Here is an 18814-nt window from a genome sequence, read left to right as displayed (position 1 = left end):
CGACACGGAATCACGAAGTGGCGCCGTCGACATGAGCAGTCGGATAGAGAGGGCTGCTCCAGTCGTCACTCGCGACATCCTTGCTAGGGATCTCAGAGAGGGAGGATGACGCTGCCCATCACCGCTGTCAGCCGCGACATGATGTCGGTCCACAGCCCGGTCACCATCAGGATCCCGAGGACGATCAGCATGATGCCGCCGCAGACGTTCACCACCCGGATGTGACGTCGGAGAAACTCGACCGTCTTCGCCGCCCAACCGAAACCGAGCGCGACCAAAAGGAACGGGATGCCGAGGCCAAGCGAATACATGAGGCCAAGGAAGCCGGCCCGGACAGGGTCGCCAGCGTTGAACGAAAGCGCGATGATCGCGGCAAGTGTCGGCCCCATGCACGGCGCCCAGCCGATGCCGAGTGCCACTCCAAGTAGCGGCGCCCCGACGACACCGGCCCGGGAGCCGACGTGAAAGCGGACCTCCCGCTGGGCGAAACGGAGCAGGCCGAGGAAGACGAGACCCATCAGGATAACGACGATGCCGAGGATCCGTGTGATCACGTCCCCCCAGCGTAGGAAGAACACGCCGGCCGTCCCGCTCAGCGCGGTGATGAGAACGAAGACGACACTGAAGCCGAGGATGAACAGCAGCACGCCGACCACGAGCTGACGCCGCTCAGGCGCAGCTGCATGCGTCGCGTCGCCCCTCGACCGCGGCGCGACCGCTCCGCCGAGGAAGCCGAGGTAGCCGGGGACCAGCGGGAGCACGCAGGGCGACAGGAACGACACGAGGCCGGCAAGCATCGCAATGGGGACTGCGAGCCAGAGCGCACCGGACCCGATGATTGTGTCGGCGTTCACGGTGTCTCCGCTAGGGCGTCCTTGACGAGGGTCGAGAGGATCGAGGTGCCATCGATAGGCCCGATGATGCGAGCGGCGACACGGCCCTGTCTGTCGAGCACGAGAGTCGTCGGCGTCGCCTGGATCGGCACGGCCTCGGAGAAAGCGAGTTTCGCCTCGGCCGTGTTCACGTCGATCAGGCTCGGATAGGTGATGCCGAACTCGTCAGCAAAAGCCTGGGCAGTGTCCGCCTGGTCGCGGGTGTTGATGCCAATGAAAGCTACATCCTCGCCGCCGTATTCCTGCCAGACACTCTCGAGATCCTTCGCCTCGATGCGGCATGGCGCGCACCCGGCGTACCAGAAATTGACCACCGTCACCTTGCCGGCGTTGTCGGCACTGTCGAAATCATCACCAGTTTCCGTGATGCCGCTGAAGGCGACCGGTTCGCTCCGCTCGGCCACCGGGATCTCGACGATCGAGCCGTCAGCGGCCACATACCCGGTGTTCTCACCCTTGAGGAAGGAATCGCTGACCGGATCCGGCGCACACCCGCTCAGACCGATGGCGAACACGGCAGCGAGCATGACTCCGACCGCACCACGAACGGTACGAAAGCGTGGGTCTCGAGGCACATTCGCACTGTACGCAGATCCCCTATGCGTCCGCCGAACCAGGCCACCGCATTGTTGAACTCGCTTGCCGCTTCCGACGCTTCTCCAGAGGTAGTTGATGCGTAGGCGACGTCGGCGTTGCTGACGCAGGTGTCGATCCCGGAGGACCGTGTGACAACATCCGCGAGAATCCGCCACCTTTCATGAGAACAGCGCCAGGTTTCGTGAGAATGCGCCAGGTTTCGTGAGAAACGACACGATAGTTGTCCGATCTCATGAAAGTTGACAGAGAATGAGACGAAATCGGTGCGATATTCCGGGACTGACAGTTCCTAGGTGACAATCACCTCGTCTCACGAAACCTGTCACTGACGGTCGCCCCGTGCTCCAATGTGCCTGCGCTCGCGGTCGTCGGGCGTCAGCGCAGCATCAAGAAGCGTCATTCAGCGAGCGCCTCGGCCACCTCCAGATCTATGTCGGCCTGTACCGCCAGACTCGCGTACATGCTGAGCTGTCTCGCGATCGGGGTTTGCTGACCCCGAAGGAGCGCTACAAATTGAGCCGAGAACATCTCGTCTACGTCCCCTTCTGCTTCGCTGGCTACCTGTACGGCCAAGGAGTCGAGAAAGGCAGCAATGTCCTGAGTGATCCGATCGCGGTAAGCGCCGAGGGCCGCGCGAGCAGCGTGCAACTCCCGTTCCGCAGACAAACGCGTTTCGGCAAGCAGAGCGGTCGGCCGAGAGCGCTCTAGGAGGACGAGCCCAGACAACACAGCGAGCGCATGCTGTCCCACACCGAACGCCTCGGCCCTCGGCGTCTCCCACGCCTCCGGAAACTCTCCGCCCCAACCGGTGAGTGGTTCGACGATCGGGAACGCAGACCCTATGATCTGCCAGCCGTACGAGTCGATTCGACGTCCTGCTATCTCCGGGAAGACTACCAATGCGGGACGGTAGGCCTCTCTCATCTCCGCGGGAGTGAGAGCCGCGAGCGTTCTCTCCAGCACGAGGAGCCAGTCGACAACGTTCTCCGCCTTGACCGCGATCGCGTACTGCCGTGGCGGCCAGCCGTCACGAACGCCCCGGACGATCCGTGAGTAAGAATCAGCCTGCCGGCCGAATTCCCGGAGAACCGCGAGTCTCTCCTGCTGACCGCGCTCGGCACGCCGCAACGCGTTCCGAGTTGACAGGTCTTTCGCGCGAGACAAGGCCTGCTGCGAGTCGCCAGACCGTGCGGCTCGCCGAATGTCCTGCGGTGTCGTCCCCCCTGACCCAACCTCCTGGAGCACGGTCGCAAGCTGCTGGAGCTCTTGCTCGACGACGTCAAGCAGCCCGTCGGGATCAGCACCCACCATCTCCCACCGCTCTTGCCGTGCCTTGCCCACTGCATCCACGAGGGTGTCACTGATATGCGCCGCGAGCACTACATACCCTGAAGCGTCGGCCAGCCGAGCTGGGATGTCCACCGCGATCGCGGAAAGCAGAGTCTGGAGGCTATCCGCTGTAACGGAGCTTTCAGCGGCAATCGGCTCGCGAAACACCGGGACCAGGCGACGCGCAAGCGCGTCAAGTTCAACGCGAGAGGTGTGAATGGCAGACATGACAGAAGGACGATTCTCACCACGGAGCCACACACGGATAGTCCTTGGGAGGAGCGACGCGGCGATGGCGATTCCTGTTAGCGCGATCTCCGCACGATCAGTCGCTGTTAGGTCGTGCAAGCGAGCCGCGGCAAACCCAGCGGTCTGGCGATGGCCACTCACAGACGACCGCGAGTGAAGATACTGCCGACGAAGCGTCGACACACCCATCGAATGACCTGCGACCTCATACGGCGATCCGTCCGCCCAAATGGTGGTGATGTCTGCATGCACGACGCTCGGGTTGAGTGCGATCCCTAACCGAGCAAGTTCCTTGGCGTTTCTGTCAGCGTCGCCCTGCACTCGATCGGAAATGTGAAGGATCTGGCCACGGAAAACTGCACCCTCAGGACCGTCAACGATTCCCACCGTCGTCGCCCAGGGGAATCGCTCGAGGATGCGCTGTTGCGCGCCGTCAGCACCCCCCGCGGCCTCGAGCAGTAGTTCCGCGACTTCCGGAGCGAACGTGGCCGCTGCTAGCAAGAGCTCAGCCAACTCGTCCAGATCTGGCTCAACTTCGAGTGATCTGACGGGACGGCCTTCTTCGCGCATCCGCCCCAGTGTTTGCACCAGGTCGCTGGCGATCGCCGGCGCGAGGCTTCGAGAGTGTTCGAGGGCCTGGTTCACGCTGGCCGAATCTGGCAAGTCGAGTATCACTTCGCCGAGTCGTCGCACACCCACTCGTTGCACAGCCTTGTCCAAAAACTCGAACGGCTCGCGCACTGCGGCGCGCAACTCTGCAATCGCCGCTGAGACGTTTTCCGGGAACGGCAAACTCGCTAGGTCCGAATCGATCAGCGCTAATTGGATCGCGAAGAGTTTTGACGGCGGTTGCACATCGTGTCGATCGAGCACTTCGACCCACAGCCCGGATCGGGCGCTCAGATCGACGAACTTCACGGCGCGAAGCCCTTCAAGAACATCTGCGTTATCGCCTGACTGCATCCTGACGATAAGCGCCTCTACGGCCGCCGGTAAGGCACCCGGGAGATCTTGCGAGATTCCTGCCAACAGCGCCGGTAAGGCAGGAGCGGGAAGCATGGATACGAGCTTCACTGTCGTCATGCTGGCGGTCGGTGGCGGCAGCTCATGGAGAACCTCAGAGAGGAATCGTGATCTCACCGGATGTAGTCCTTGCACCGACTCACTCATGACTTGGACGAGGTGTTCCTCGTTCAGCCGCGTCAGGGCGCTTCGCAGGCTTCCTGATCCGTTCTCAAACTCCGACAGTTCCGAGATAGGCACTGAGATCGCCCATCTACCTGCGGTTGCGATCAGGGCGAGGATCTGGAGCTCGGTCTCTTGCTGTGCCCGCACGCGAGAGAGCACTTGGTCTCGCAGGACGTCTCGGAGCCGACGGCCACGCGTGAGCATGTAAGTGAACTCCATCGTCAGCCCGTCCGCTTCGACGTACGCTTCACGCCAATGCGCGTATGAGGTCAACCCGCGTCGCCGAAGATTCTCGTGCAGCGATTCGGCGACTTCCTCCGTGAGGGCAACTTCCACGATCGTGCACGCGGCCCGATCTTGTACGCTGACGAGGTCCTCGTTGCGAACCGTCCCGAGGAGCATGACGCCTTCGAAATCACTGGCAGCCTGGTTGATTGCGTCCCAACCGACAAGCTCCCCCGTCCCCACGCCGTCCACGACCAAACCGATCTGGTTTCGGCGGCTCGGTATACGCGCGGTGAGGAGATCTCTGATTGCCTGGATGGCATCGGCCGAGAGGCGAGTCACTCGATACCAGGTGACGTCGCGGCGCGTGTAGACCGTCGACCAGAGGGCGGTTGATTTTCCGACTCCGGAAGGACCGGTCAATAGGACGGAAACGCCCGAGTTCAGGCTTTCGATTGCCTGCGCGGCGATATCCGGCATCGGCGCTGGCAACCCAGATGCGATGTGTGAAGGCCGGGCTGCGGTGCCCAAGTAGTAGTCGTTCGCCGCCGCGTCGCTCGAGAACTGAACGGGAACACAGATGCCATCCAGGAGTGCCCGCTCCAGGGCATCCCGGTCAAGGAGAATTAGCACTTCTTCGATTCGCTTCGAGATCGAGCTCACGTTCACGAACGCCGCGTTGTCCGGATCAGGAGCTGCCGCGTTTTGATCCGCCGCGGTTGCTATGTCGATCCGCAGCAGGCGCTCAATAAGTTCTGCCGCACCGCGTACCGCCCCGGAGGCGGATGTAATCGCATCCACCGCGGCGGATTGCGCATCCTGCCAATCCAAAGTGATCAAGGTCGTCAGCTGTAGGAGGGTTCGGGCATGATCCAAGCCCAGTCTCTCCGTCACACCTTCCACGAGCGGGTGAGTCAGAGGCAGGTCTGCCAGGACTGCGGCATGCCCGTCGAAGACCTCCCCGGAGACGCTTCGCTCTTGGATGAGCATCAAGCGACCTGAAGCAATGCCTTCTGCTTCGCGGGCCAGGTGCTTGGCCCACATCTCCTCAAGAAATCCGAGAGTCTCGCCGACTGAGAATGCGCCTCGCTTCTCCTGTCGGCTCTTCACCTGCACGAACGTCAGCTCGGGCCCGTCGATATGTAGATCTTCGAATCCCTCCGGGACGATGCGTTGCGCATCCAGTTCGCCCGCGATCAGCCGACCGCTGAGCCACGCACCAACCGCGTCCTGATAGTGAAAACCTCGCCCCGCTACCGCCCCAGACCGACTCCAAACGTTGAGCATCCCCTGCCTCCTCTGCTCATGAATCTAACGACTGACGCGGGGTTCGTCGACGCCAAAGGATGTCTACCGCGGGATCTCATCGCCTCATTCGTCGCCGTCTGATTGCCTATGATCGACGGCGACGCAACGAGCTCATTCGCGACCGGGCCGGCGAGGCCAAAACGACGATCACCGCAGTGGCGATAGGCGCAGGATGCTCAGATGCTGTGAGAGGACTGACACCCAATGGCCTTTCCAACCCCGACGTCGCTGCGGGAGGCCTCAATGCGGATGCGCGCCTGTAGCCAGGGATCCGTCCTCGGCTCGATATCCTCCGCCTGCAGAGACAGATGGAGGAGCCCGGACGTGTCCGAAGGCATGGGCGCTGCCTCGCGTCCAAGTTCGTCCACGGCAACCTCGATTTCGGAGCCATCGTCGTCTCGGAGTGTTGCAGAATCCTTCTCGATGAACAGAACCACGTACTTGCGTCGACGCCACATGAGGGCCCCGCCGACCGCAACGCGCATTACGCGCTCCTTTCCCACACGATTGTCATACTGCTGAGCGGTTGCTCAAGATCTGCCTCGAGCGCACCCAACCAAAGGAGCGCGTAACAGTGCGCGTACCCCTTGGATCCGACGTCGAACAGGCTGGCGACCTCGCCTGGCGGCAAGCCACCCTCGGGCAATTTCGGAGAGTCCTCGCTGATCGCGCTATCTCGAAACGGCGCGAGGAATCGCAGGTTCGCCCCCCCCCGGATCGGCGATTCGGCGTCATAGACGACGTACCGCCATCCGCGCTCAGCAGCGAACAGGGCAGTCATGTCGAACTGCGCTCTGACGTCGTCATCGCTCTGATGCGCAGGCTTGACGTCCATCAGCACGGCCTGCCGGCCGTCGAGACGAACGAAGTAGTCCGGATAGTGCTCACGTATACCCCCAGCCGCGGTCCACCGAATCCACATCGGCTGGCTCGCGACGCCGACGACGCCGGGCGTGCGGTCCAACTCGATGAGGCAGTCCCTCTCTGTCAGCGACTCAAAGCCGATTGAGACGCCGAGCGCACCCATCCAGTGATATCCGTCGTAGTGCCGCTTCAAGCGCCAACTGGGGAAACTATGGACCGGAGCACCTCTTTCGAAGGCGACGTCGTTGCAATCGACTGCGTCGACTTCCAGTTGAACACCGTCGAGTCGATACTCGACGCGCGTTCGCTTCACAGCCGAGCCGGGAGCGGGGGAGGCGAGCCACTGCTGCGCCAGGTCCATAGGGATCCAATCGACATAGACGGATACGTCCTATTCGGCAGTCAGCCTCTCTCCTGGGGAGCGGTTCTGGCCTATGTCCTGAGCCCTGACAAGGATCGCCCGACTGGGGATCGGCTCACGGGCAGAGTACGTCCAGCACCCAACGGGTCTCGTCGACACGGAGTGCGACCGAGACCTCTCATGAGATTCCGACACCTTCGTGAGACGCTCCGACAGCTTTCGTGAGACTCCGACACTTTTCGTGAGATCGGACATACAGACACCCACCCGAACTTTCCGTGACCAAACCGTTGCATTCGTTATCTCGCCGTTATACAGTGATCACACGGTGAATGTTTGCTGTGGCACTCACCGCATGTGATTGCAGGACACTCTTGGTGCAAGGGACAAGGGCCGGTCGGGAGCCTCTCCGACCGGCCCTTTACTGTTCGCACTATCCTGTGATGATGACCGATCGCAAGCTCGCCCTGGAGGCCTGGGAGAGCCTGTTCCGCGCGCAGCACCAGTTGTTCACCGAGATGTTGAGCGACTTCGAGCACAGCGATATCACACAGGCCGAATACGATGTGCTGCTCACGGTGACCCGCTCCCCCGACATGACCGCGCGGCTGCGCGACATCACCTCGAACATGCTGATCAGTCAGCCCAGCGTCTCGCGTCTGGTCGACCGCATGGTCACGCGAGGACTCGTGGCGAAATGCGCGGACCCCGACGACGGACGCGGTGCCCTGATCCGCGCCACCGACGAGGGTGCGAAGGCCTTCCGCGCGCTCGCCACCGTGCACGGACGCTCGATCGCCGACCGCATGTCGCGCCTGGACGACGACGAACTGCGCGCGCTGCGCGACCTCGCGGAGAAGCTCCGCGCCCGCTGACCTCCCCTGCACAGCGCAGAGCGCCGTGCGAGGTCCTCCTGTTCCCGCTCACAACCGTCGTCTCCTCAACGCGGGCGGGCACTATCTGGCAGGGTGGGGGACGAAGGCGCGCACCACGGCGCGCTCGAGACCGCCCCCTCGGGGGGAACCAGGGAGGTCATCCATGGAGATCGCCGGAATCGTCGGCATCCTCGTCATCGTCGGAATCGCCGTCGTCGTCGTCGTCGTCCTACTGCTCATCCTGCTGCTGTTCGCACGCAGCTGGATCAAGGTCGCTCGCGCCGACGAGGCACTCGTGATCTCCGGTCGCAAGCAGAAGGTGCAGACCGCAGTCCTCTCGGCAGACGGCTCGAGCAGGTCCGAGATGTCGGAGTCGCCGGTCACGGTCATCGTGAACGGCAAGTCGCTCGTCAACCCGATCACGCAGCGCCACGAGATCATCTCGCTGCGCTCACGCCAGGTCTCCCTCAACGCCGAGGCCCAGTCGCTCGACAGCGTGACCCTGAACGTCGACGGCGTCGCGATCGTGAAGATCGGCTCCGACCCGATCCTGGTGCGCCGTGCCGCCGAGCGCTTCGCCTCGCAGGACAAGGCGATCGAGCAGTTCACCACCGAGCAGCTCGAAGGTGCCCTCCGCGGCATCGTGGCCACCCTCTCGGTCGTCGAGCTGATGCGCGAGCGCAAGAAGTTCTCCGACCAGATCGCCGCCGATGTCTCTCAGGAGCTCGCCGAGCAGGGCCTGATCCTCGACTCGTTCCAGATCAAGGGCATCACCGACAAGGTCGGCTACATCCAGTCGCTCGGTGCTCCTGAGATCCAGGCGAAGCGCCAGTCCGCGGAGATCTCGCAGACCAACGCCGACCGCGCGATCAACCAGAAGAACATCGCGAACCAGGAAGCCAACCTGATCGAGCAGACCGCGCTCGACACCAACACTGCGAACTCCAACGCCGGCATCGGTCGGGCTCGCGCCGAGGCCGAGCAGGCTGAGAACCTCGCCCGCGAGCAGGCGCAGCAGGCCGTTCTGCAGCAGCAGGCCGAGAACAAGCAGGCTCAGCTCGACGCCGACGTCAAGCGCGTCGCCGACGCGCAGCGGTATGAGGCGGAGACCCGCGCACAGGCCGAGCTGTACACCCGCGAGCGCGCGGCCGAGGCTGCCGCGATCGAGCAGGTCAAGCAGGCCGAGGCCCGCACTCGCATCGCCGAGCAGCAGGCCCAAGCTGACAGGGCACGCGCCGACGGTGAAGCAGCTGCGGCTGTCGCGAAGGCGCAGGGTGAGGCAGACGCGCTGCGGTCCCAGGCAGAGGCCGAGTCCGAAGCCCGCCGCCTGCGCGCCAGCGCCGAGGCCGACGCGATCCGTGCCGAGGGTGACGCGCGAGCGGCCGCCCTCGAGGCGGAGGCGAAGGCCATCGCGTCGAACCAGGACGCGTTCCTCTCGCAGCGGGTGCTCGAAGTGCTGCCGTCGATCATGGCGGAGTTCTCGAAGGGCTACGCCGCGATCGGCAACGTGTCGATCATCGGAGGCTCGGGCGAAGACGGCGCCTCGAACGTCGTCGGAGCCGACAGCGCAATCGCGATGAGGTCGGTGTTCGACAGCGTCCACTCGGCCACGGGGCTCGACCTCGCCGGGATCATCCAGGGGCAGGCCGTCGGTCGCGGCATCGGCGAGGGTGTGGCTGCGGCCGCCGCTCCTGCGCCTGCGCAGACGCGGGTTCCGAACCCGACCACTCCGCCGCCGCCCGCAGCGCCGGCTGCTGACGTGGAGTAGCCCCCGTCACCACAGAGACAGCGGATGCCGCGGCCGATTCCGGTCGCGGCATCCGCTGTCTTCGTGCGGGCACCCCGATCCCCCGTCCATAACTCAGGAGATTCGTCGCCGGCGGCCGGCCAGAATGCCGGATCTGACCGCATCGGACGCAACCGTCCTGAGTTGTGGACGACGCCGGACGACGCCGACCGGGCAGACTGGGACGATGACGTCAGCTGCCTTCGACCTCGCCACCATCGGCGCAGGACTCTCGTTCGCGGCTGCCCTCGACGAGCTCGCCCAGACGCTCGACACGAGCACGTCAGCGGTGGTGAGCGCGCCACCAGGCACCGGCAAGACGACGCTCGTGCCACCGCTGCTCGCCTCTCGTTCGACCGGCCGCGTCATCGTCACCCAGCCGCGTCGCGTCGCCGCCAGGGCCGCCGCGCGCCGGCTCGCACAGCTCGACGGTTCCCCGCTCGGCACTCGTGTGGGGTTCACGGTCCGAGGCGAGCGCGCGGTCGCAAAGGAGACGCGGGTCGAATTCGTCACGGCCGGCGTCCTGCTGCGGCGGCTGCTGAACGACCCCGGCCTCCAGGGCGTCGATGCGGTGATCATCGACGAGGTGCACGAGCGCGCGCTCGAGACTGACCTCCTGATCGGCCTGCTCTCGGAGGTACGCGAGCTGCGAGACGACCTCGTCCTCATCGCCATGTCGGCCACCCTCGACGCCGCGCGCATCGCCTCCGTCCTCGGCGTCGACGAGCAACCAGCCCCGATCGTCGACCACGATGTTCCCGCCTTCCCCCTCACCGAGCGCTGGGCTCCGAGCCCTGCACCGCGCCTCGACGAGCGCGGTGTCACCTGGGCGTTCCTGGATCACGTCTCGCGGACCACCGCATCCGCCGCTCGGGAGCTGCGCCGCGACGACCCCGCGGCCGATGTGCTGGTCTTCGCGCCGGGCGCCCGCGAGGTGTCGGAGATCGCCCGCCGCGTCCGCGACACGACCGACGCCTTCGACGTGCGGGAGCTGCATGGTCGCATGCCCGCGTCCGAGCAGGATGCCGTGATCCGCGGGCGCCGCCAGGACGAGCAGACCCGCATCATCGTCACGACCTCGCTCGCAGAGTCCTCGCTCACCGTGCCCGGTGTGCGGCTGGTGGTCGACACCTGCCTGGCGCGCACGCCTCAGCGCGACGCGGCGCGCGGGATGACGGGGCTCGTGACCGCCGCGGCTTCCCGTTCGTCGAGCGTGCAGCGCGCCGGCCGCGGCACTCGCCAGGGACCGGGGACCGTCGTCCGCTGCATCGACGAACGCACCTACGCCGCCGCCCCCGCCCGACCGACACCGGAGATCGCGTCGAGCGACCTGGCTGATGCGGCCCTGCTACTCGCGTGCTGGGGTGCGCCGGGCGGTGCCGGTCTGCGGCTGATCGACCCCCTGCCCGCTGACAGCCTGGCCGACGCCATCACGGTGCTGCACGGACTCGGCGCGATCGACGATGAGGGCCGCGCCACCGACGAGGGCCGCGCCCTGGCCCGCATCCCCACCGATCCGCGGCTCGCACGCGCGCTGCGTGATGGCGGTCCAGCGGTGGGCGCTCGACTCGCCGCCGAGGTCGTCGCGCTGGTGGGCGGCGACCTGCGCTCCGCGGACTCCGATGTCGCGCAGGCACTCATCGCCCTGCGAGGCGGACGCACGGCGGATGCCCGCCGCTGGCGCACCGACGCGGATCGTCTCGAGCGTCTGAGCACGGCGACACCGGGGTTGCGCTCCGACCTCGACGGCGTCGGCCTCGTGATCGCGCTGGCCTTCCCCGAGCGCGTCGCGCGTCGCGTGGACCGCTCGGCCGACGGGGCGACTTTCCTGCTGGCATCCGGCACCCGCGCGGGAGTGACCGGCCCGCTCGCGGCGGTCGAGTGGCTGGCCATCGCCGACGTCGCGCGCGCGTCCGGGCGCGGGTCCGCCGGATCCGGGGCGATCGTCCGGTCGGCGGCGATGCTCACCGAGGAGCAGATGGAGCACGCGGCGAGCCACCTGCTCACCGACCGCGTCGAGGCAGAGTTCGTCGCAGGTCGCCTGCAGGCACGACGCGAGCGGCGCGTGGGAGCAATCCTGCGTTCCTCGGCACCGGTGCGCGCATCGGCCGAAGAGGGCCGCGACGCCGTACGCCGCACGCTGCAGCGCGAGGGGCTGGGCATGTTCACGTGGTCCACCCCGGCCGCCGAGCTGCGGCGTCGTCTGGCGCTGCTGCATCGTGAACTGGGGTCGCCGTGGCCGGATGTCTCGGACGCCGGGCTGCTCGCCGCCCTCGACGCCTGGCTCGCGCCGGAGCTCGACGCACTGGCATCCGGCACTCCTGCCGCGCGACTGGAGCTGACGTCGGCGCTGCGCCGACTGCTGCCGTGGCCCGAGGCCGCGCGTTTCGACGAGCTCGTGCCCGAGCGTCTGGAAGTTCCCACCGGCTCCCGCATCCGCATCGCCTACCCGGCGCCCGACGACCCCGACGCCCGGCCCGTGGTCGCGGTGAAGCTGCAGGAGTGCTTCGGGTGGGCCGAGACTCCCCGGCTGGTCGACGGGCGTGTGCCGGTGCTCTTCCATCTGCTGTCCCCCGCCGGACACCCGCTCGCGGTCACCGATGACCTGAACTCGTTCTGGTCGGGCCCGTATGCCCAGGTGCGCGCCGAGATGCGCGGCCGGTATCCGAAGCACCCGTGGCCCGAGGATCCCTGGGCCACCGCACCGACCAGGCACACCAAGAACCGCTCCGCCCGCTGACGCTCCACTCACTGAGAGGGGCCTCGGCCGGCGTCTCAATGCGTGCGCGGCCGCAGCGTGAGTGCTGCCGCGCGGTGCCGCAGCTGGCGTGAACCGACTCGCCAGCCTGCGACGTGCGCCGCGGATCGAGCCGAGGTCAGTCGAGCAGATGACGCAGGTAGCGCGGAGGCGAGTCGAGGAAGGACCGCCAGTGATTCACGAGTTCGAGGTCGTTCCACTCGGCGGAGCGGATGCCCCAGTCACCGACCTCGAGGATGCGCGCCCCGGGCAACGCGGCGAGCACGGGAGAGTGCGTGGCACATAGCACCTGGCCGCCCTCGTCGACGATGCGCTGCAGTACGGCGATGAGCGCGAGCGTCGAGGAGAACGACAGTGCGGCCTCGGGCTCATCGAGGCAGTAGAACCCCGGCTCATCGAACCGGCTCTCCAGCAGCGCGAGGAACGACTCGCCATGGCTCATCTCGTGAAAGGCGATGTCACCGCGGGGCGAGGGATTCTCTTCCAGGTACGTGTAGAACGAGTGCATCGTCTCGGCGCGCAGGAAGAAACCCCACCGGTTCGCACCCACGCCACGCTGGAGCCGCAACCACTCCGACAACGGCGACTCCGTCGGGCGCGTGCTGTGCTTCGCCTGGCGCGACCCGCCCTCGGGCGACAATCCGTAGGCGATCGCGACCCCTTCGACGATGGTCGACTTGCCGCTGCCGTTCTCGCCGACGAGGAATGTCACTCCGGGGTCGAGATCGATACCCTCCCGCAGCACCTGGGCGACGGCCGGGATGCTCGTGGGCCACTGCGCGCCGGGCGTGGGCGCGTCATCGGTCGGATGCACGGCGACGACCGGCTGCTGGCGCCGGCGCTTGCTGCGCGGGTCCCAGAACGGATCCATCACACTCTCCTCGGTCGGTCTCCGAGGAGGCTATCCGCGACTACCGACACGGCGCGCCAGTGGCGCTCAGCACTCGATGACGTTGACCGCGAGTCCGCCCTCGCTGGTCTCCTTGTACTTGGTCGACATGTCGGCGCCGGTCTGGCGCATCGTCTCGACCACGGCATCCAGCGACACGTAGTGGCTGCCGTCTCCGCGCAGCGCGAGACGCGCGGCGGTCACGGCGGTCGAAGCGGCGATCGCGTTGCGCTCGATGCAAGGGATCTGCACGAGCCCGCCGATCGGGTCGCAGGTAAGACCGAGGTGGTGCTCCATCGCGATCTCAGCCGCGTTCTCGATCTGACGGTTCGTGCCTCCCATCACCGCGGTGAGGCCACCCGCGGCCATCGCGCAGGCGGATCCGACCTCGGCCTGACATCCGCCCTCCGCCCCCGAGATCGAGGCGTTCGCTTTGAACAGCGAGCCGAGAGCGGTCGCCGTCAGCAGGAAACGTCGGATGCCACGGCGGCGGTTGGCCTCGGCCGTCTGCTCCGGGTCGAGGTCGGCATCCACCTGCGCGGCGAGGCTGCGACCGTCAGGGCCGAAGCCCAGCAGCGCACTTCCGACCAGCTCGCCGTAGGGCGTCACGGCATTGCCGGCACCGAGCCCGGAGTCGGCAAGGAACCGCCACCAGTACATCGCTACGGCGGGCAGAATGCCGGCCGCACCGTTCGTGGGTGCAGTGACGACGCGCCCGCCCGCCGCGTTCTCCTCGTTGACCGCGAGCGCGAAAGCCCCGAGCCATTCGCCGGGGAGTTCACGGTGCCCGTCGGCCTCGACCTCATCGAGCTGCGCACGGATCGTGCTCGCCCGCCGCTTCACCTTGAGCATGCCGGGCAGCACACCGTCGGAGTGCAGGCCGGCATCGACGCACGCCGACATGGCATTCCAGATCGCGTCCAGCCCGGCAGCGACCTCTTCCTCGCTGCGCACCGCAGTCTCGTTCAGTCGCGCGACCTCGGCGATCGACAGTCCGTTCTCGTCACAGAGGGCGAGCAGCGACGCGGCATCCGCGTAGGAATAGGGGAAGCCGGCAGAGGTGATCGACGTTTCTTCCCCCTCACGCCGGATGAAGCCTCCGCCGATCGAGTAGTAGGTCTCCTCGGCGATCGTCGCGCCGGCGGCGTCCCACGCGGTGATCGTCATGGCGTTCGGATGACCGGGCAGCCTGGTGCGTGGCGCGAAGACGATGTCGGTCTTCGCGAACGGGATCTGCTGCTGGCCATCGAGAGTGAGCGGCTCACCCGCCGGGTACTCGGTCCAGGCCGAACGCACCTCCGCAGGGTCGCAGCTCTCCGGCGACAATCCCCGCAGCCCCGCCACGACGGCATCCGGCGTTCCGTGTCCGATACCGGTCGCTCCCAGCGAACCGAACAGCGTGCACTCGATCCGCGACACCGCGCTGAGCGTCTGGCTCGCGCCGAGCCGGTGGACGAAGTCCAGGGCCGCGCGCATCGGGCCCACCGTATGGGAGCTCGAGGGCCCCACTCCGATGGAGAACAGGTCGAAGGCCGAGACGTACGCAGTCACTCGTCCAGGGTACGCCGCCTTCCCCTCTTCAGTTCACCCCCATTAACCTGATCGCATGAGTGATGACACCGGGATCCTGCTGTTCCTCGCGGCGGGCGCGCTCGTGCTCGTGCTGATCGTCGTGTTCGGCGTTCTCAGCTCGCGCAAGAAGAGCAAGGCGACGACCCGCACCTGGAGCGTCCGCACCGGGTGGATCGGCGAGCAGCCGTTCCTGGAGAGCAGCGACCTGGCACCGGATGACAAGCGCCAGGAGGAGCTGTTCCGGCAGACCTACCCGATCGGCGGGACCGTCACGGTCGCGATCACCGATGATCAGGGAGAACGCGCCGAGCATGAGGTGCACGTCTCGCGGATCGGACGCAGCCTGCGTGCCGGTTTCCCGCAGGCGAAGATCGGCCTGAGCGCCTACTTCCGCGAATGGGAGGGAAGCGAGTTCCCCGCCGTCTTCCCGGTGAAGGGGTCCGACAAGATCGTCGAGATCGCGCTGGATGCCGACGGCGTCTCAGCCAGGGATGCCGCAGGGGCGACCGTGTTCACCTCGCCCTGGTCGACGCTGCTGTTCTCGAACGGACCCGACATCGTGCTCGCGGGCGGCACCGGCAAGACCGTGCGCGTGGAGTACAAAGACGGCGACGCTCTCGAGGAGTTGCTGATCAAGTACGGCACGCTGAAGCAGATGCACTTCTGAGGCCGCGTCAAGCCCCTTCATCCGGTGCGGTTGCGACGGCATCCTGATGGCGACGACATCGCGAAAGGGACGATCATGACGAACAGCACACCCGAGCAGGAACCGTCTCCCGAGACGCAGGCTCCCACACCCACCCCCTCATCGGGCGCCGATGCGGGAGAAGTGACGGCGGAGTCGCCCGCGCCGGATGCCTCCCCCGCACAGGCCGAGTCCGCTGAGCAGGCAGACCCCGATGAGGTGCCGAGCACCGAGCAGTTGCAGGAGCCGAGCACCGAGAAGGCTCCGGGCGAGGAACCCAAAGCACCCCAGCGCGACGAGGCCGAGCCCGATCATGAGGCCGTCGGCATCGGCGTGATCGACACCGAGGAGCCGCAGGCCGACTGAGCGTCGCCCCGGCGAGCCGGTTCCGGTCGCACTTTCTGCCGCCTGATCGGAGAGCGGACGGCAGAAAGTGCGACCCGGAGCGAGTCGGGTCCGCGACTACTCGACGAGCTTGCCCGTGGTGTCGACCTCGCGCATGAGCTCGGCGATCTCGGGCGAGATCTCGGGGATCGCCTCCCGGGTCACGCCGTCCTTCGGCGACCACACCAGGTTCACCTGCAGCGTGGGATCGCTGTCGGGGAAGTCGCTGCGGTTGTGGCATCCGCGCGTCTCGCGACGCTCCAGTGCGGCCTCGAGCGTGGCGCGAGCGGCGAGCGCTGAGGCCTTGAGGTCGAACGCGTGCGCGAGGTCCTGGAAGCCCGCGATGTCGGGGTGGATGCCGATGTCCTCCATGCGTCCCTCGATCATGTCGAGGTCGGCGAGGCCTGCCAGCAGCCCATCCTCCGAGCGCACCACACCGGCGTACCGGGTCATGAGGTTGCGGATCGCACGCTGCAGGGCACGCACGTTCTCGCGTCCTTCCGCGGCGAGCAGGTCATCGATCTCGGCGCGGGCCTCGGCGACCGCGGACGCCGAGCGACGCTGGGCGTCGAGACCCGCCGCATGCTCCATGGCCGCCTGCCCGACGATGCGCCCGTAGACGAGAAGCTCGATGAGCGAGTTCCCGCCCAGGCGGTTCGCGCCGTGCAATCCACTGGAGGCCTCGCCGATTGCGTAGAGCCCGTCGACGTCGGTCTGGTGGTCCTCCGATCGCACCCAGACGCCGCCCATCGAATAGTGCGCGGTCGGGGCGATCTCGATCGGATCTGTCGTGATGTCGAGCATCTGCAGCTCCATCATCGTCTGGTAGACGCGGGGCAGACGGGTCATGATCGTCTCTCGGGGCAGGTGCGACACGTCGAGCCAGACGCCGCCGTTCTCGGTGCCGCGTCCTTCCTGGATCTCGGTGTACGCGGCGAGCGCGACGCGGTCCCTGGTCGACAGCTCCATCCGCTCGGGGTCGTACTTCGCCATGAACCGCTCGCCGAGAGCGTTGCGCAAGATGCCGCCTTCCCCGCGAGCCGCCTCGGAGATCAGGGTGCCCGCTGCACTCTCCGGCTCGATGATGCCGGACGGGTGGAACTGCACGAGCTCGGGGTCGCGGAGCCTGGCGCCCGCATCGACGGCGAGACGGAAGGAGTCGCCCGTGTTCTCGTCGCGGCGGGAGGAGGTGCGCCGCCAGATGCGATTGTGTCCGCCGGCGGCGAGGATGACGGCGTCGGCGTGGATGAGGTAGCGGGTGCCGTCGGCCTGGTCGAAGCCGTAGGCCCCGAACACCACGTTGTCGCGCACGAGCAGGCGCGTGATGTAGACGTGATCGAGGATCGGGACCTCGAGCTGCTCGGCCTTGCGCACCAGAGTGCGCTGGATCTCCAGGCCCGTGTAATCGCCGGCGAAGGCCGTGCGGCGGAAGGTGTGGGCACCGAAGAAGCGCTGGGAGATGCGACCGTCGTCTTCGCGGGCGAAGTCCATGCCCCAGCGCTCGAGGTCGCGGATGCCGCGTTCGGCGCCCTGAGTGACGATCTCGACCGTGTGCGGGTTGGCGAGCAGGTAGCTCTCCTTGATGGTGTCGGCCGCGTGCTGCTGCCAGCTGTCGTCCGCGTCCATGGTGCCGAGCGCCGCGTTGATGCCGCCGGCGGCGAGCGAGGTGTGCGCATCCTGCCTCGGGCGTTTGCCGACGGCGAGCACGTCGACACCGTGTTCGGCGATCTCGATCGCCGCCCGCAGCCCGGAGCCGCCGGTGCCGATGACGAGGACCGTGGTGGATATCTGTCGTTCGCGCGTAGCCATGCGATCCACGCTAGTTAGGCGATCCTAATAACTCCAATGCATAGTTCGACTGGAAACGATGCGGGTAGGCTATGGCCATGAACCTCGAACAGCTCCGCGGGTTCGTCGAGGTCGCGCGTCTCGGACACTTCACCCGCGCCTCCGAGCACCTGCACCTGGCACAGCCGTCGCTGAGCCGGCAGATCTCGACGCTCGAACGCGAGCTCGGCGCCGAGCTGTTCCACCGCGCACGCGGCCACATCGCCCTCACGGCTGCGGGCGAGACGCTGCTCCCCCGCGCACAGCGCATGCTCGCCGAGGCCGATGCCATCCGCGACGAGATGGGCGAGCTGGCAGGACTCCGCCGCGGACGCGTACGCCTGGGTGCGCCGCCCACGCTCTGCATCAGCCTGGTCGCCGAGGCGATCCGCTCCTTCCACGCGAGTCATCCGGGCGTCGATCTGCATCTGACCGAGAGCGGTTCCCGCCGGCTCGTCGAACAGCTCGCCGTCGGCGCCGTCGACATCGCCCTCATCACCGAATCCGACGGCCCACCGCCCTCGGGCTTCAGCCTCACGCGCACCCCGCTGCTCGCCGAAGAGCTCGTCGTGATCTCCGCCGCCGCCGAGCCGCCGGTCTCGACCATGCCCGCGATGAGCCTCGCCCACCTCGCCACGCTCCCGCTGATCGCTCTCGACGAGACCTACGAGCTCCGCGCGACGACCGATGCCGCTTTCCGCTCGGAGGGGCTCCGGCCCACCCACGTGCTCGAGGGCGCCGAGATGGATGCGGTGCTGCGGTTCGTCGAGCGCGGTGTCGGTGTCGCGGTGGTCCCGGCGATGGTGCTGCTCGATCGGCCCGCCCTGCGGTCGGTTCGACTGACGCATCCGATGATGACCCGCACCGTGAGCCTCGCCCACCGTGCGGATGTCACCCCTGCCGTCGCCGTCGCCGCGATCCGCGAGGTCATCGTCGCCACGGCCGCTGAGGTCGCGCACCGCGACCCGGCCATCACGAGCCTGCTCTGAACGCAGAAACGGCCCCCACCGAAGTGGAAGCCGTT

At 66.8% G+C, this 18814-nt stretch carries 14 protein-coding genes; 6 read left to right on the top strand and 8 right to left on the bottom strand.

The window, feature by feature from the left end:
- Window positions 1-92: 92 nt before the first annotated feature.
- From ACP699_RS14775 to ACP699_RS14755, 5 genes are all read right to left on the bottom strand, one after another.
- Window positions 93-797, bottom strand: coding sequence for a cytochrome c biogenesis CcdA family protein (locus ACP699_RS14775; protein ID WP_417541106.1), 705 nt, complete (start codon window positions 795-797; stop codon window positions 93-95).
- A gap of 53 nt (window positions 798-850) precedes the next feature.
- On the bottom strand, window positions 851-1420 hold the full coding sequence (locus tag ACP699_RS14770) for a TlpA family protein disulfide reductase (protein WP_055876938.1): 570 nt from the start codon (window positions 1418-1420) through the stop codon (window positions 851-853).
- 466 nt (window positions 1421-1886) lie between these two features.
- A complete protein-coding gene (locus ACP699_RS14765) occupies window positions 1887-5768 on the bottom strand; it encodes a hypothetical protein (protein ID WP_302791050.1) in 3882 nt (1293 codons plus the stop codon).
- A gap of 197 nt (window positions 5769-5965) precedes the next feature.
- Entirely contained in the window at window positions 5966-6274 is a 309-nt protein-coding gene (locus ACP699_RS14760; protein ID WP_055876933.1) for a hypothetical protein, read from the bottom strand.
- Complete coding sequence (locus tag ACP699_RS14755; protein ID WP_426172038.1) at window positions 6274-7014, bottom strand: TnsA-like heteromeric transposase endonuclease subunit; 741 nt, start codon at window positions 7012-7014, stop codon at window positions 6274-6276. Before ACP699_RS14755 ends, ACP699_RS14760 begins: the two co-directional genes overlap by 1 nt.
- Before the next feature lie 446 nt (window positions 7015-7460).
- On the opposite strand from ACP699_RS14755, the gene ACP699_RS14750 reads away from it, so the two are divergent.
- The 3 genes from ACP699_RS14750 (at window position 7461) to hrpB (ending at window position 12415) form a co-directional block, all read left to right on the top strand.
- Window positions 7461-7889 carry a MarR family winged helix-turn-helix transcriptional regulator gene (locus tag ACP699_RS14750; RefSeq protein ID WP_055877883.1) on the top strand — a complete coding sequence of 143 codons (429 nt, stop codon included), beginning with the start codon at window positions 7461-7463 and terminating at the stop codon, window positions 7887-7889.
- A 163-nt stretch (window positions 7890-8052) separates the two neighbouring features.
- Window positions 8053-9657: an SPFH domain-containing protein gene (locus tag ACP699_RS14745; RefSeq protein WP_219869592.1), complete on the top strand. Its 1605-nt coding sequence runs from the start codon at window positions 8053-8055 to the stop codon at window positions 9655-9657.
- A 205-nt stretch (window positions 9658-9862) separates the two neighbouring features.
- On the top strand, window positions 9863-12415 hold the full coding sequence (hrpB, locus tag ACP699_RS14740) for an ATP-dependent helicase HrpB (protein ID WP_288969970.1): 2553 nt from the start codon (window positions 9863-9865) through the stop codon (window positions 12413-12415).
- Window positions 12416-12551: 136 nt separating this feature from the next.
- On the opposite strand, the gene ACP699_RS14735 is transcribed toward hrpB, so the two are convergent.
- Both ACP699_RS14735 and ACP699_RS14730 read right to left on the bottom strand, forming a co-directional pair.
- Window positions 12552-13304, bottom strand: a complete 753-nt coding sequence (locus ACP699_RS14735; protein ID WP_127481796.1) for an AAA family ATPase — start codon at window positions 13302-13304, stop codon at window positions 12552-12554.
- 66 nt (window positions 13305-13370) lie between these two features.
- Window positions 13371-14873: an L-serine ammonia-lyase, iron-sulfur-dependent, subunit alpha gene (locus ACP699_RS14730; RefSeq protein WP_055876921.1), complete on the bottom strand. Its 1503-nt coding sequence runs from the start codon at window positions 14871-14873 to the stop codon at window positions 13371-13373.
- 55 nt (window positions 14874-14928) lie between these two features.
- On the opposite strand from ACP699_RS14730, the gene ACP699_RS14725 reads away from it, so the two are divergent.
- Window positions 14929-15561 carry a hypothetical protein gene (locus ACP699_RS14725; RefSeq protein WP_426172034.1) on the top strand — a complete coding sequence of 211 codons (633 nt, stop codon included), beginning with the start codon at window positions 14929-14931 and terminating at the stop codon, window positions 15559-15561.
- 75 nt (window positions 15562-15636) lie between these two features.
- Window positions 15637-15945, top strand: a complete 309-nt coding sequence (locus tag ACP699_RS14720) for a hypothetical protein (protein ID WP_055876915.1) — start codon at window positions 15637-15639, stop codon at window positions 15943-15945.
- A gap of 96 nt (window positions 15946-16041) precedes the next feature.
- Here the strand turns inward: ACP699_RS14720 and ACP699_RS14715 are convergent, their stop codons facing one another.
- A complete protein-coding gene (locus ACP699_RS14715; RefSeq protein ID WP_426172032.1) occupies window positions 16042-17772 on the bottom strand; it encodes an L-aspartate oxidase in 1731 nt (576 codons plus the stop codon).
- Between the two features lie 71 nt (window positions 17773-17843).
- On the opposite strand from ACP699_RS14715, the gene ACP699_RS14710 reads away from it, so the two are divergent.
- Complete coding sequence (locus tag ACP699_RS14710; protein ID WP_017828050.1) at window positions 17844-18779, top strand: LysR family transcriptional regulator; 936 nt, start codon at window positions 17844-17846, stop codon at window positions 18777-18779.
- The last annotated feature ends 35 nt before the right edge of the window (window positions 18780-18814 follow it).

This window comes from Microbacterium sp. DWRC1-3, assembly GCF_049896645.1.
Classification (GTDB): Bacteria; Actinomycetota; Actinomycetes; order Actinomycetales; family Microbacteriaceae; genus Microbacterium; species Microbacterium maritypicum.
This window is presented reverse-complemented; position numbering and strand designations above follow the sequence as displayed.

What these genes read in the sequence shown, in the direction of transcription:
- ACP699_RS14775 (WP_417541106.1), bottom strand. Translation starts at nt 797, where the DNA reads ATGCTTGCCGGCCTCGTGTCGTTCCTGTCGCCCTGCGTGCTCCCGCTG.
- ACP699_RS14770 (WP_055876938.1), bottom strand. Translation starts at nt 1,420, where the DNA reads ATGCTCGCTGCCGTGTTCGCCATCGGTCTGAGCGGGTGTGCGCCGGAT.
- ACP699_RS14765 (WP_302791050.1), bottom strand. Translation starts at nt 5,768, where the DNA reads ATGCTCAACGTTTGGAGTCGGTCTGGGGCGGTAGCGGGGCGAGGTTTT.
- ACP699_RS14760 (WP_055876933.1), bottom strand. Translation starts at nt 6,274, where the DNA reads ATGCGCGTTGCGGTCGGCGGGGCCCTCATGTGGCGTCGACGCAAGTAC.
- ACP699_RS14755 (WP_426172038.1), bottom strand. Translation starts at nt 7,014, where the DNA reads ATGGACCTGGCGCAGCAGTGGCTCGCCTCCCCCGCTCCCGGCTCGGCT.
- ACP699_RS14750 (WP_055877883.1), top strand. Translation starts at nt 7,461, where the DNA reads ATGACCGATCGCAAGCTCGCCCTGGAGGCCTGGGAGAGCCTGTTCCGC.
- ACP699_RS14745 (WP_219869592.1), top strand. Translation starts at nt 8,053, where the DNA reads ATGGAGATCGCCGGAATCGTCGGCATCCTCGTCATCGTCGGAATCGCC.
- hrpB (WP_288969970.1), top strand. Translation starts at nt 9,863, where the DNA reads ATGACGTCAGCTGCCTTCGACCTCGCCACCATCGGCGCAGGACTCTCG.
- ACP699_RS14735 (WP_127481796.1), bottom strand. Translation starts at nt 13,304, where the DNA reads ATGGATCCGTTCTGGGACCCGCGCAGCAAGCGCCGGCGCCAGCAGCCG.
- ACP699_RS14725 (WP_426172034.1), top strand. Translation starts at nt 14,929, where the DNA reads ATGAGTGATGACACCGGGATCCTGCTGTTCCTCGCGGCGGGCGCGCTC.
- ACP699_RS14720 (WP_055876915.1), top strand. Translation starts at nt 15,637, where the DNA reads ATGACGAACAGCACACCCGAGCAGGAACCGTCTCCCGAGACGCAGGCT.
- ACP699_RS14715 (WP_426172032.1), bottom strand. Translation starts at nt 17,772, where the DNA reads ATGGCTACGCGCGAACGACAGATATCCACCACGGTCCTCGTCATCGGC.
- ACP699_RS14710 (WP_017828050.1), top strand. Translation starts at nt 17,844, where the DNA reads ATGGCCATGAACCTCGAACAGCTCCGCGGGTTCGTCGAGGTCGCGCGT.